We start from the raw sequence: 14,310 nt of genomic DNA, 5'->3' as shown, positions 1-14,310 counted from the left end.
ACAAACGGTTAGGGAATATAAATCATGGGTAATGAACGCGATTGTGACATTTTGTGAATTCATCGGATGAATCGCGCGACCGGTAAGAAGGGGCCGAAAGGACGTGACACTGCCGAATTTTTTACCTGCCCGCGCTGTGTATCGGCACCGGGAACGACGCGCGTGGGCCACGCAGCGCTCGCCGATCGCGTGACCGTACGATGCCGTGGTGCCGGGCGCAGCCCGCATTGGAAAACTGTATGAATGTACAGTATAGTATCCGCCGGACGCGCGCCGCCCAGGCATGACCCCTGCGACGCGTGCGCCGTGCCTGCGGAGATCCGCCGCAGCGCCGCGGCACCGTGATTCCGGCTAACTCCTTCAGACGGGCAGGCAAATTGTCATCCAGCAATCTGATCCGCATTCGCGGAGCACGTCAGCACAACCTCAAGAATCTCGACCTCGACCTGCGCACCGGCGAAATGACGGTCGTCACCGGCCCGTCGGGCTCAGGCAAGTCGAGCCTCGTGTTCGACACGCTGTACGCGGAAGGCCAGCGGCGCTACGTCGAGACGTTCAGCGCGTATGCCCGGCAGTTCCTCGACCGGATGGACCGCCCGCAGGTCGAGCGCGTCGACGGCGTGCCGCCCGCCATCGCGATCGACCAGACCAACCCGGTGCGCAGCTCGCGCTCGACGGTCGGCACGATGACCGAGCTGAACGACCACCTGAAGCTGCTGTACGCGCGCGCGGCCGAACTGTTCGACCGCAAGACCGCGCGCCAGGTGCGCCACGACACGCCGGAGACGATCTACGCGCAGCTGCTCGAGCGCACGCGCGCCGACGATCCGCGCGTCGTCGTCACGTTCCCGGTCGAGCTGCCGGACAGCGCGTCAGACGAAGAGGTCACGCAGTGGCTGTCGGCGAGCGGCTACACGCGCGTGCAGGCGCAGCGTGAAGTCGCGTCTCCGACCGGCCCGCGCAAGCTGCTCGACGTGGTGGCCGACCGCTTCCGCGTGCAGCAGGCCGACAAGGTGCGCGTGGTCGAGGCGATCGAGGCGTCGCTCAAGCGCGGCGGCGGCCGCGTGAACGTCTACGTGCTGCCGGCGGATGCGCAGGACGCCTCGGCCGAGCCGCAGCTGTGGCGCTTCTCCACCGGGCTGCACGACCCCGACAGCGATCTGCGCTACGCGGAGCCGCAGGCCGCGCTGTTCTCGTTCAACTCCGCATACGGCGCATGCGAAACCTGCCGCGGCTTCGGCCGCGTGATCGGCGTCGATCTCGGCCTCGTGATTCCCGACGCGCGCAAGACGCTGCGCGGCGGTGCGATCAAGCCGATGCAGACGCCCGCATGGAAGGAATGCCAGGACGACCTGATGCGCTACGCGGCGAAAGCGGACATCCGCCGCGACACGCCGTGGTCGGATCTGACGGAGGCCGAGCGCGACTGGGTGATCAACGGCTCGCCCGACTGGAACGGCAAGTGGCAGAGCCAGTGGTACGGCGTGAAACGCTTCTTCGGCTATCTGGAGTCGAAGGCGTACAAGATGCACATCCGCGTGCTGCTGTCGAAGTACCGCAGCTACACGCCATGCGAAGTCTGCGGCGGCGCGCGCCTGAAAACCGAATCGCTGCTGTGGCGGCTCGGCTCGAAGCCGAATGCCGACGCGGTGCTTGCGCCGGCCGATCGTTTCATGCCGCGCGGCGTCGAATGGACGCGCGCGCAACTCGACGCGCTGCCCGGTCTGACGGTGCACGACCTGATGCTGCTGCCGATCGAGCGGATTCGCCGCTTCTTCGACGACATCGAGCTGCCGAGCGCGCTGCTCGACGATGCGCTGAAGCTGCTGCTCGCGGAAGTGCGTACGCGCGTCAAGTATCTGTGCGACGTGGGGCTCGGCTACCTGACGCTCGACCGGCAGAGCCGGACGCTGTCGGGCGGCGAAGTGCAGCGGATCAACCTCACCACGGCGCTCGGCACGTCGCTCACCAAAACGCTGTTCGTGCTCGACGAGCCGAGCATCGGCCTGCATCCGCGCGACCTCACGCGCATCGTCGACGCGATGCAGCGGCTGCGCGACGCCGGCAACACACTGGTCGTCGTCGAGCACGATCCGTCGGTGATGCTCGCGGCCGACCGGCTGATCGACATGGGCCCCGGCCCCGGCGAGCGCGGCGGCACGATCGTGTTCGACGGCACGCCGGGCGACATCCGCTCGGCGCACACGCTGACGGGCGAGTATCTCGGCGGCCGCAAGCACGTCGCGCATGCGTCCGACTGGGCGCGCCGCCCGGTCGACGCCGACACGCCGCGCATCGTGCTCGAAGGCGCGACCGAACACAATCTGCGCGACGTGACGGTCGAGATCCCGCTGCAACGGCTCGTCTGCGTGACGGGCGTGTCGGGCTCCGGCAAGTCGACGCTGCTGCAGGACGTGCTGTATCCGGCGCTGGCGCGCCATCACGGCAAGGCGACGGAGTCGCCCGGCGCGTTCCGCAGTCTGTCGGGCGCCGATCAGGTCGGCGACGTCGTGTTCGTCGATCAGTCGCCGATCGGCAAGACCACGCGCTCGAACCCGGCGAGCTACGTCGGCGCGTTCGACGAGATCCGCAAGCTGTTCGCGAAAGCGCCGCTCGCGCTGCAACGCGGCTACGGCGCCGGCACGTTCAGCTTCAACTCCGGCGACGGCCGCTGCCCGACCTGCGGCGGCTCCGGGTTCGAACACATCGAGATGCAGTTCCTGAGCGACGTGTATCTGCGTTGCCCCGATTGCGACGGCAGCCGCTACCGCGCGGAAATCCTCGAAGTGCGGATCGAGCGCGACGGTCGCGCGCTGAACATCGCCGACGTGCTCGACCTGACGGTCAGCGAAGCGGTCGGCTTCTTCGCGACGGACGCCGAGGTGCTGCGCGTGCTGCAGCCGATCGTCGACGTCGGGCTCGAATACGTGAAGCTCGGCCAGCCGGTGCCGACGTTGTCCGGCGGCGAAGCGCAGCGGCTGAAGCTGGCCGGCTTCCTCGCCGAGTCGGCGGCGGCGGCCGGCGGGCGCCGCGTCGCGAGCGAGGAGGCGCGCATCGCGCGCGCGAAGCTGTTCATGTTCGACGAGCCGACCACCGGCCTGCACTTCGACGACATCGCGAAGCTGATGCGCGCGTTCGGCAAGCTGCTCGCGGCCGGCCATTCGCTGATCGTGATCGAGCACAACCTCGACGTGATCCGCGCGGCCGACTGGCTGATCGATCTCGGCCCGGAAGGCGGCGACGGCGGCGGCCTGGTGCTGTGCGCGGGCACGCCCGACGACGTGAAGGCGTGCGCGCAATCGCATACGGGCGTCGCGCTGCTGCAGTACGAGCAGGCGATGGACGGCAACGCCGCAAGCGCCGACGAAGGCGTGCCGCTGCAGGTCGCGCTGAACGCGGCGCGCGCGCGGCGCGCGATCGAGGGCGAGGACGTCGTGCGGATCGTCAATGCGCGCGAACACAACCTGAAGGCGCTCGACGTCGACATTCCGCACGGCAGGTTCAACGTGATCACCGGCGTGTCGGGTTCCGGCAAGTCGACGCTCGCGTTCGACATCCTGTTCCACGAGGGCCAGCGCCGCTACCTCGAATCGCTGAACGCCTATGCGCGCTCGATCGTGCAGCCGGCCGGGCGGCCCGAGGTCGATGCGGTGTACGGCATTCCGCCGACCGTCGCGATCGAGCAGCGGCTGTCGCGCGGCGGCCGCAAGAGCACGGTCGCGACCACGTCCGAGGTCTGGCATTTCCTGCGTCTGCTGTACGTGAAGCTCGGCCTCCAGCATTGCATCCACGACGGCACGCCGGTCACGTCGCAAACCGTCGAGTCGATCGCCGCGCAGCTGCTGCGCGACCATCGCGGCGAGCACGTCGGGCTGCTCGCGCCGCTCGTCGTCAACCGCAAGGGCGTGTACACCGATCTCGCGAAGTGGGCGAAGGCGCGCGGCAGTACGCATCTGCGCGTCGACGGCGAATTCGTGCCGGTCGATCCGTGGCCGAAGCTCGACCGTTTCCGCGAGCACACGATCGAGCTGCCGGTGGCCGATCTCGTCGTGTCGCCCGACGACGAAGCCGCGTTGCGGCGCGCGCTCGACGACACGCTCGAGCTCGGCAAGGGCGTGATGCATCTGCTCGCGCCGCTCGACGGGCTGCAGCAGGCGATGCAGAACGATCGTTCGACCGCGGGCGTCGGGGCGGTCAAGGTGCTGTCGGTGAAGCGCGCGTGCCCGGTGTGCGGCACCAGCTACCCCGAGCTCGATCCGCGCATGTTCTCGTACAACAGCAAGCACGGCTGGTGCACGACGTGCGTCGGCACCGGCGTCACGCTCACGCGCGAGCAGCGCGCCGCTTACGACGACACGGTGTTCGCCGGCGACGAACGCGGCCGCGAGCAGACCTTGCCGTCGGACGAGCAGGAGCCGGAAGGCGTCGGCAACGAGCCGTGCCCCGATTGCGGCGGTACGCGCCTGAATCCGTCCGCGCGCGCGGTGACGTTCGATGCGCACTCGATCGTCGACGTCGCGCAATGGACGGTGTCCGACACGCGCCGCTGGATCGATGCGCTCGAATTGACCGGCCGCGACGCGCAGATCGCGCGCGACATCGTCAGCGAGATCGGCAGCCGTCTCGCGTTCCTCGAGGAAGTCGGGCTCGGCTATCTGAGCCTCGATCGCGCCGCGCCGAGCCTGTCGGGCGGCGAAGCGCAGCGCATCCGGCTCGCCGCGCAGCTCGGCAGCAATCTGCAGGGCGTGTGCTACGTGCTCGACGAGCCGACCATCGGCCTGCATCCGCGCGACAACCGGATCCTGCTGGACGCGCTGCGCAAGCTCGGCGACAAGGGCAATACGCTGGTCGTCGTCGAGCATGACGAGGACACGATCCGCCGCGCCGATCACATCATCGATATCGGGCCGGGCGCCGGCAAGCGCGGCGGTACGCTGGTCGCCGAAGGCGCGGTCGCCGATCTCGCCGCGCAACCCGATTCGGTGACGGGCCGCCTGCTCGCGCATCCGATGACGCATCCGTTGCAGCCGCGCCGCCCGGTGAACCCGCGCGGCCAGCACGGCGCCGATGCGGTGCCCGACGGCTGGCTCACCGTGCATCGCGCGACGCTGCACAACCTGCGCGACGTTACCGTCGACATCCCGCTGGCGCGGCTCGTCGCGGTGACCGGCGTGAGCGGCTCAGGCAAGTCGACGCTCGCGCGCGACGTGCTGATGACGAACCTGCTCGACGCGGTCGGCCGCTCGGTGCTGTCGTCGCCGGCCACGCGCCGCGCGCGCAAGGCCGCGCAGCTGGACGCGCCGGCGACGAAGCGCCGCTCCAGCGTGCTCGCGCGCAGCGCGCCGCGGCCGGCGCTGAGCGTGACCCACGCGTGGCAGGGCTGCGCGTCGCTGAGCGGCTGGGAGAGCATCGACCGCGTGCTCGAAGTCGACCAGACGCCGATCGGCAAGACGCCGCGTTCGTGCCCGGCCACCTACATCGGCGTGTGGGACACGATCCGCAAGCTGTTCGCCGACACGCTCGAAGCACGCGCGCGCGGCTACACGGCGTCGCGCTTCTCGTTCAACACCGGCGACGGGCGCTGCCCGGCGTGCGAAGGGCAGGGCGTGCGCACCATCGGGATGAGCTTTTTGCCGGACGTGAAGGTGCCGTGCGACGTGTGCCACGGGCAGCGTTTCAACCCCGAAACACTCGCGGTCACGTGGCGCGGCCGGAACATCGGCGACGTGCTGACGATGGAGATCGACGAAGCGGTCGCGTTCTTCGCGCCGATCTCGAACATCGCGCATCCGCTGCAGCTGATGAAGGACGTCGGCCTCGGCTATCTGACGCTCGGCCAGCCGTCGCCGACGCTGTCCGGCGGCGAGGCGCAGCGGATCAAGCTCGTCACCGAGCTGACCAAGGTGCGCGACGACATCACGCGGCGCGGGCAGAAAGCGCCGCACACGCTGTACGTGCTCGACGAGCCGACGGTCGGCCTGCACATGGCCGACGTCGCGAAGCTGATCCGCGTGCTGCACCGGCTGGTCGACGGCGGGCACAGCGTCGTCGTGATCGAACACGACCTTGACGTGATCGCGGAAGCCGACTGGATCATCGATCTCGGCCCCGAAGGCGGTGTGGGCGGCGGCACGATCGTCGCGGCGGCGCCCCCGGAAAGGCTCGCGAAGGTGAACGCGAGCCATACCGGACACGCGTTGAAGCCGGTGCTCGCGCGCACGGCCTCGGACGGCGGCGACGCGGTGCGTGACGGCGTGGCCCAGGCCGGTTGATCAGCGGTGCTGCCGCTGACTGGCGCTTTCGTCCCGCGCCAACGCGGGCACTGCGTGTCGGGGCGAAACGCAGCGTTGCCGAGGCCGCCGCCGGCGTTCGGATCGGACGTCGGCGCCGGTTTTCGATTCGGGCAGTGCGATCGATCGCGCGTCGGACAAGCGGGCGGGCGCGCTATGCACGCGCTCGGCCGTTATCCGCCCACGCGGTCAACGAACCGTCGCCTCGACGTGCGCGCTCGCGCCGGCTTCGCGGCGCGCGGCCGCCGGTGCTCCCGCCGCATCCGCTACGCGCACGTGCGCCGTCCTGAACACGACGATCCTGCGCACCAGATACAGCGTGACGAAGCTGACGGCCACCGCGATCCATTTCGCGGCGACCGTGCCGACCCGCGCCGACGCGACGTGCACGATGCCGCCGGTCAGCAGCGAGCCGAGCGCGCAGCTCGCCGCGAACAGCAGCGCTTCGCCGAGCTGCCGGCGGCCGGTCGCGTCGGAGCGGAACACCACGCGGCGCGACAGCAGATAGTTGACGACACCGCCGCCCAGGTACGCGAGCCACGCCGAGATCCCCGCGTCGATCGGCATCGTCGCCTTCAGGACGACGAACAGCGCCCAGTCGACGCCGAGCGACACCACGCTGACGACGCAATAGCGCGACAGCATCATGTCCGCCTCCACTGAACGGTGCGGGCCGGCACGGCGCGCAGGCCCGCTGCGCCGGCTTGCGGTTCGGCGCCGCTCTCGTGATATTCGGCGTCCTCGTTGACGGCCCATACGTCGCGAAGCCGATGCCCGGCGACGATGTTCTCGACGGTCAGCATCGCCGTCATCATCGCGTGGTCCTGGTTGTTGTACTTGTGCATGCCGTTGCGGCCGACGAGATGCAGATTCGGAAAGTGGTCGGCCAGATCGGCCCGGATCCGGTCGACGATCGCGCGGTAATCGTCGTCGTACACCGGGTACGCCTTCGGCTGGCGCACGACGCGCGCGCCGCGGATCTGGTCGCGCGTCGCCAGGCCGATCTGTTCGAGCTCGCGGATCGCGAGCGCGGTGATGTCGGCGTCGCTGCTCTCCCACATCGCATCGCCGTCGAAGCAGAAGTACTCGAGCCCGAGGCAACCGCCCGTCGCGGCGTCGGGCATCATCTCGGGCGACCACGATGCGAAGTTCTGGATGCGCCCGACCTTGACCGACGGGTCGTGTATGTAGATCCAGTTGTCCGTGAACGTGGCCGGCCGGTCGAGTATCAGCGCGACCGTGATGAAGTCGCGGTACTGGAGTCGCGCGGCGGCCTCGGCGGACGACGGCCGCGGCGAAATCGCGTTGATGGTTTCCCGCAGCGGCGCGGTGCACACGACGTCGCGCGCGCTGATGCGATGCGTCTGTCCGTCGGGGCCGATGGTTTCGACGAGCCAGCGCCGCGCGCGGCCGTCGTACTGCAGTGCGCCCGCTGCGTGGCCCATCATCAACCGTCCGCCTTGCTGCTCGAACTTGCGCGCGGCGGCTTCCCACAGCATGCCGGGGCCGCGTCGCGGGTAGTGGAACGATTCGATCAGCGACTTGACGTCGGTCCGGCGCGACCGGATCCCGAGCGACCGCTTTACCGCACGGGCGATCGCGGTGGACAGGCTGAGCCCCTTGATGCGCTGTGCGGCCCAGTCGGCCGAAATTTCGTCGCAGGACATGCCCCACACCTTTTCGGTGTAGGTCTTGAAGAAGATCGAGAACAGCCGTTCGCCGAACTGATTGGCGACCCATTGATGAAACGACGTCGGGTTGCGGCACGGCCGCACGCGCGCGGCGAGGTACGACAGCACGCAGCGCGCGCTTTCGACGATGCCCAGGTTCATCAACGCTTCGAGCCCGTCGAGCGGATAGCGGTAGAACTTGTTCCGGTAGAAGATGCGCGAGCTGCGCGGCCGCTCGATGAAGTCGTCCGGCAGCAGCTCGTGCCACAGCGCGACGACCTCGGCGGACTTGGAGAAGAAGCGGTGCCCGCCGATGTCGAAGCAATGGCCGTCGAACCGTTCGGTGCGACTGATGCCGCCGACATAGTGGGGATCCTTCTCGACGAGCGCGACCGACAGCGCGGTCTGTTTGGTCAGCAGGTAGGCGGCGGTGAGGCCGCCCGGCCCGGCGCCGATGATCAGTACGTCAACCGATTGATCCATGATGTCACCCCGAGTGTCGAGTCGCTGGTTTGTCGTGTGTCGTCTCTGCCGTTCCAGCCGGACGGCGAGCCGTGATGTCGAAGCGGTTGCGGGCGTCCGGCTCAAGCGCCGTCCACGCGCGCGTCGTCACGCGCGGGCGGGCCGGCCTGCGCTGCAGCGGGCATTCGCTCGTGAATTGCGTCGGTGTCGGTGCGCGGTTGCGCATGTACGGTCAGCGCGTGCGCGGCCGCGCCTGCCGTCCTGATGCGGCCGCAGTCGTACAGCCAGAAGGTGCTTGCGGCGTCGGGCGACCACGCGTCGCGCGTCGCCAATGCCGGGTAGTGCCGACGCGACACGATGAAATCGAGCACGGGATCGGCGCACACGCGCCGGATGCCGGCCGCGGTCAGCGCGACGTAGTCGTAGGTGGACACGAAGACGTTCGAGTGCTTGTCCGCAGCGGCGGCGGTGGCGCCGCCGCGCGGCGGCCGCGCGGCATACGGGTCTCGCCGGATCAGCTCGACGCGCCGTACGGCCTCGAAGGTGGTGCGGCGGTTGAAGATCAACCCGGCCGCCTGCGCCGACGAGTAATAGCTCGACGTCTTCATCAGGAACCACGGGTAGACGACTTCGTCGCCCGGGCCGTCCCAATACACGATGTCGCCGCGAGCGACCGTGCGGGCGAACGGCGCGATCGCCGGGCGGTCGGCGCGCGCTTCGACGAGCGTCGCCGCCGCGGAGCGCTGGTCGAGATTGACGAATCCATACGCGGCGAGCGCGGCCAAGGTGACGGGAAGCGCGGCGGCCGCGAGTCGCGTGCGCGACAGGTGGAGCGCGACCAGCAACGCGACCGGGACGATCGCCAGATGCGTGTGAATCAACGCCTCGAGCCACCCGATGTCGAGCGCGACCTTGCCGGTCGGATAGGCGGCGCGCGCGACCTGATACGCGCACTGGAATACGAACCAGACGATCGCGGCGATCAGCGTGGTTCCGATCCATGCGGCGCGGTGCACCGTACCGAGGTCGCGCAGCTGCGTGACCGGCACCGCAGCGGCGGGCCGGCGCGCGCCCACGTGCAGCGCGGCGGCAACGGCCAGCGCGATGATCCCGCCGCCGACGTCGAGCAGCAGCCAGCAGATCGCCAGCAGCCAGACCAGTGTCGGCCGCACGCGTGCTTCGCGCCGCACGAGCAGGATGGCCGCCGGCCATTGCATCACCGAGAGCAGCCACAGCGTGCGCCACGGCTGCAGCTGGATCCACAGCGCGTCCTGGCCGGTCAGGTCCGCGATCGTGGTGGCCGCGACGCCCGCCACGCCGATCAACGCGAGGTTCGACCACAGCGCGCGTTGCGGCTGCGCCGGGTCCGCGGATAGCGCGGCCGGAAGCGCGATCGCCCAGCACAGCTTGCTCCACGCGGTGAGCGACCACAGGGTCGGGAACAGGAACGGCACGTTGTAGCGCGCGATCGCTCGCCATTCCGGATCGAACGGATCGAGGTGGAGCGCGTGGAAGGCCGGCATCTCGACGACGGCGAACGCGATCAGCGCGATCGGCAATAGTCGCCACCACGCGACGCGCGGCAGCCGCACGAGTGCGACGAACGCCAGCGCCGCGCCGCCGATCAGCGGATGAACGGCGGCGGCGACGACGGTCAGCGCGAGCGCCACGCGATACCGGCGTTCGAGCAGCGACGCGATCGCCCACAGGCCGAGCGCTTCGGCCGGCAGCCGCGCGGTGACGAAGCCTTCGTCGTACGAGAAGATCAGGCCGGCGCCGTAATCGGCCGGCATGCACGCGACGAACAGCAGCGCGACCCAGTGCCACGGTACGGGCAGCAGCTGGCGGGCGAGCCGCCAGATGCCGGTCCACCACAGTGCCTGAGCGGCGATCAGGCACGCGAGATTGCTTGCGCGCAGGCCGAACGCGGACACGAGCAGCGCGAACATCCGCCCGTAGATCGTCCAGCGATCCTGCGAGCCGTACTGGAAGAACAGGTCGTGCGCAAAGCTGTCGGGATGGAGGTTGTGCAGCGCCTGCGCGGTGTACAGAATCGCGTCGTGCCGGATGCCCGTGTAGGGATGCGCGACCACGAACAGGACGGCCAGCGAAACGACCAGTGCGATGTCCGAACGGCCGGGTTTCTCAGTCGGATTCATGATGGAAGGGCAGGCTCTCGTCGACGGGATTGCGTGCGCTTGCCGGCTGCCGGCGGTGCAACGAGCTGTCGGGCCACCGGGCCATCGGGCGCCGGCCGCCGCTGTCGGCGGCGCGCGCGGACGGCCGCGGTGCGTCCGAATGCAGCGCCGGCTGGCGCTCAGCGTGCGGGTTGCGGTGCGCGGCCGGCGGTGGGCCGGCCGAACCTGCGGACGCCGGCGCTGCGCGCGGCCGCACGCGGCGTGCGCGTGCGCGTGCGCACGGGCGTCGCCGGGTTCGCGTCGAGCGCGTCGGCGCGATGAAATGCGCGGGATGCGGCGGCCAGCGGCCGCGAAGGGAGCGTTGCTGTGCTGCTGTCGGCGCGCGCAGCCGCGCCGATCGAGACGGTCGTGTTCGTTTTCATCGTGTCCCCCGATGCGCCGTGCACCGGAGAACTCATCGACAGGTGCGCCGGACGCGGACTTATTCGAAATATTGTGTGCGCGCCGATACGGTGGGTCCGGCGTCTCTGGCGTGAACGCATGGAGCGTGCCACGGCCGTCGATGCACGCGGGCAGGCGGCCGGCGGCGCGGCCATGCGGGTCGGGACGCTCGCCGTCGCCGGAAATGTGTCGATCCTGAAACGGTCGCGCGCCGCGAATCGGCTCGGCCGTCGTTCGTCGCGTTGTCGAATGCCGGCCGCCATCTCGGCGCGGTCGCGCTCAACGCGAAGGCGACGGCGCCGCGCTGCGATCGCGCAACCGCGCCGCACCGCGCACGCGCGGATATCGGGCAAGCCGCGAGGCGGCGTCGGGAGCGTCTGCCGCAGTACGGACCGCGCCGACGCGCGCCTACCTGCGTCTGACGAAACCGGACGACCGCACTGCGGTTCAGGTTGCAGATCTGAAACGTCGCAACCGGTCGTTGGCGGCGAGGACGGCCGCTCGCGCGATGCCGCGTGCGCTCAATCGAAGTACGGCTGCAGCACGCGTTCGATCCAGTCCATGAACGCGCGCACGCGCGGCGACAGATTGCGCCGATGCGCCACCACCAGCGACGCGGCGAGCGGTTCGGGCCGCAGGTCGGGCAGCACCTCCACCAGCGCGCCGCTCGCGATGTGCGGCGCGACGCCCGAATAGCCGGCCTGGATCAGGCCGATGCCGGCCAGCCCGGCCGCATGATAGGTCTGCACGTTGTTCACCTGCATCGCGCTCGGCAAGGCGAGCGTCGCGTAGCCGTCGCCCTTCGGGTATTCCCATCCGGCGTGCCGCGCGCCGAGCGTCAGCGAGTAGTGGACCATCCGGTGCCCCTGGCCGAGCAGATCGTCGAGCGTATGCGGTACGCCGTGCCGCGCCAGATAGTCGGGGCTCGCCGCATTGATCATCCGCAGGCGGCCGAGCGGCCGCGCGATCAGCGTGTCGTCGATGATCGGGCCGAGCCGCACGACGCAGTCGAACCCTTCCTGCACGAGATCGACGCGCCGGTCGGTGCTCGACAGTTCCAGCTCGAGCTCGGGATGCGCGGCCATCAGCTGCGGCAGCGCCGGCACCACGACGCTGCGCGCCAGCTCGGTCGGCATGTCGACGCGCAGCCGCCCGCGCAGGCGCGTGCCGCTGCCCGAAAACATCGACTGCAATTCCTGCACTTCGGCCAGCAGATCGCGGGCGCGCGCGTAAAACGCGCGGCCGTCCTCGGTCAGTTGCACGCTGCGCGTCGTCCGGTGCAGCAGCGCCACGCCGACGTCGCGCTCCAGCTGGCGGACGACCATCGATGCGCGTCCCTTCTGGATCCCCAGGCTCTCGGCGGCACGCGTGAAGCTCGTCATCTCGGCCACCCGGGCGAAGATCAGAAGCGCATCGAGGTTTTGCATTGTTCTCTCCGGGGGTAACAGAACGTTCAAAGGTCGCCCATTTATAACGCATTTGCGACTCAGTAAAGTGCGTTCCCATGTCGTCGCCCGACGGCAACCCGAACCAAAGGACGCTCAACCATGACGCAATCGACTTCCTCCGCGGCCGGCACGGTCGTCGTCTACCACTCCGGCTACGGCCATACCGAACGGATGGCAAAGGCCGTCGCCGATGGCGCGGGCGCCGTGCTGGTCGCGATCGACGCCGACGGAAACGTCGCCGACGACGCGTGGCGCACGCTTGCCGCGGCCGACGCGATCCTGTTCGGCTCGCCGACCTACATGGGCGGCCCCAGCTGGCAGTTCAAGAAATTCGCCGACGCCACGTCGAAGGCGTGGTTCGAAGGCGCATGGCGCAACAAGCTGTTCGGCGGCTTCACCAACAGCGCGAGCGTCAACGGCGACAAGCTGAACACGCTCGAGTACTTCGTGTTGCTGGCGGGCCAGCACGGCGGCCTCTGGGTCAGCATGGACCTCAAGCCGGCGAACCTGAAGGCGTCGCAGCGCGACGACCTGAATCGCATGGGCTCGTATCTTGCGCCGATGGCGCAGACGCCGGCCGATGCGTCGCCCGATGAAATGTCGCTGGGCGATCTCGAGACCGCCCGCCGCTACGGCGAGCGCGTCGCGACCGTCGCCGCGCAGTGGCGCGCGGGGCGCGCGCAGATCGGCTGAATTCGCATCCGGCGCGCGACGCGTGAGCGCGCGCCGCCGCATGCGGTGTTGGCGAACCGGAAAGGAACCAGGATGAAATACAAGCAATTGGGCCGCACGGGCCTGTACGTCTCCGAGCTGTGTCTCGGCACGATGACGCTCGGCGGCAATGCGGACGCCGGCATGTGGGCGGCGATCGGCGCCGTCGGCCAGCACGACGCGAACCGGCTGATCGAACGCGCGCTGGCCGGCGGCATCAACTTCATCGATACCGCGGACGTCTACTCGTTCGGCCAGTCCGAGCGCATCGTCGGCCAGGCGCTGAAGGACCTCGGCGTGCCGCGCGCCGACGTCGTGCTGGCGACCAAGACGGCCGGCGCGATGGGTCCGAAGCCGAACGATCAGGGCGCGTCGCGCGCGCACATCATGGATTCGGCGCAGCGCAGCCTGGAACGGCTGCAGGTCGACCATATCGACCTCTACCAGATCCATGCGAACGATCCGGTCACGCCGATCGACGAGACGCTGCGGGCGCTGGACGACCTGACGCGTCAGGGGCTGGTGCGTTATGTGGGCGTCTCGAACTGGCGGGCCGGCAAGATCGGCAAGGCGCTCGGGCTCAGCGAAGCGCTCCGCGCGACGCGCTTCGAGACCCTGCAGGCCTATTACTCGATCGCCGGACGCGACGTCGAGCGCGAGCTGGTGCCGCTCGCGCGCGACGAGCAACTGTCGCTGCTGGTCTGGTCGCCCCTCGCCGGCGGCCTGCTGTCGGGGAAGTTCGGGCCCGGCGCGCCGGCCGACGCCGGTGCGCGCCGTGCGCATTTCGATTTCCCGCCGGTCGATCTCGAGCGCGCGTGGCCGTGCGTGGCGGCGATGCGCACGCTCGCCGACGCGCGCGGCGTGTCGGTGGCGCGGATCGCGCTCGCGTGGCTCCTCGCGAAGCCGCATGTGACGAGCGTCATCGTCGGCGCCAAACGGATCGAGCAGCTCGAAGACAATCTCGGCGCGCTCGACGTCGTGCTGAGCGCGGACGAGCTGGCGCATCTCGACACGGTGAGTGCGCTGCCGTCCGGCTATCCGGACTGGATGATCGAGCGTCAGGCGGCGGGGCGGTATCCGCGGCCGTTCGTGCCGGCCGCCGCGGAGTAATGCCGGCGCCTCCGTCCGCAGCGAGGCCGCCGCCGCCATG

General features: G+C 69.5%; 8 protein-coding genes. 3 read left to right on the top strand and 5 right to left on the bottom strand.

The window, feature by feature from the left end; genetic code table 11:
* The first annotated feature begins 377 nt into the window (after positions 1-377).
* Positions 378-6,272 carry an excinuclease ABC subunit UvrA gene (gene uvrA, locus AK36_RS29480; RefSeq protein WP_045579854.1) on the top strand — a complete coding sequence of 1,965 codons (5,895 nt, stop codon included), beginning with the start codon at positions 378-380 and terminating at the stop codon, positions 6,270-6,272.
* A 207-nt stretch (positions 6,273-6,479) separates the two neighbouring features.
* Here uvrA and AK36_RS29475 read toward each other — a convergent pair whose 3' ends face one another.
* The 5 genes from AK36_RS29475 to AK36_RS29450 form a co-directional block, all read right to left on the bottom strand.
* Positions 6,480-6,938, bottom strand: coding sequence for a GtrA family protein (locus AK36_RS29475; protein ID WP_045579853.1), 459 nt, complete (start codon positions 6,936-6,938; stop codon positions 6,480-6,482).
* Complete coding sequence (locus AK36_RS29470; RefSeq protein WP_045579852.1) at positions 6,935-8,443, bottom strand: NAD(P)/FAD-dependent oxidoreductase; 1,509 nt, start codon at positions 8,441-8,443, stop codon at positions 6,935-6,937. Before AK36_RS29470 ends, AK36_RS29475 begins: the two co-directional genes overlap by 4 nt.
* A gap of 101 nt (positions 8,444-8,544) precedes the next feature.
* Positions 8,545-10,581: a hypothetical protein gene (locus tag AK36_RS29465; RefSeq protein ID WP_045579851.1), complete on the bottom strand. Its 2,037-nt coding sequence runs from the start codon at positions 10,579-10,581 to the stop codon at positions 8,545-8,547.
* 158 nt (positions 10,582-10,739) lie between these two features.
* A complete protein-coding gene (locus AK36_RS33565) occupies positions 10,740-11,354 on the bottom strand; it encodes a hypothetical protein (RefSeq protein WP_131754572.1) in 615 nt (204 codons plus the stop codon).
* Between the two features lie 168 nt (positions 11,355-11,522).
* Positions 11,523-12,428: a LysR family transcriptional regulator gene (locus AK36_RS29450; RefSeq protein ID WP_011880547.1), complete on the bottom strand. Its 906-nt coding sequence runs from the start codon at positions 12,426-12,428 to the stop codon at positions 11,523-11,525.
* 120 nt (positions 12,429-12,548) lie between these two features.
* Between AK36_RS29450 and AK36_RS29445 the strand changes: the two genes are divergently transcribed.
* Together AK36_RS29445 and AK36_RS29440 are read left to right on the top strand one after the other, a co-directional pair.
* Positions 12,549-13,142, top strand: a complete 594-nt coding sequence (locus AK36_RS29445) for a flavodoxin family protein (RefSeq protein WP_045579849.1) — start codon at positions 12,549-12,551, stop codon at positions 13,140-13,142.
* A 72-nt stretch (positions 13,143-13,214) separates the two neighbouring features.
* Complete coding sequence (locus AK36_RS29440) at positions 13,215-14,270, top strand: aldo/keto reductase (RefSeq protein ID WP_045579848.1); 1,056 nt, start codon at positions 13,215-13,217, stop codon at positions 14,268-14,270.
* Positions 14,271-14,310: the final 40 nt, after the last annotated feature.

Origin of the sequence: Burkholderia vietnamiensis LMG 10929, from assembly GCF_000959445.1 — a bacterium.
Taxonomy (GTDB): Bacteria; Pseudomonadota; Gammaproteobacteria; order Burkholderiales; family Burkholderiaceae; genus Burkholderia; species Burkholderia vietnamiensis.
Note: the sequence above shows the minus strand (reverse complement) of the source record. Positions and strands in the feature narration are given on the sequence as shown.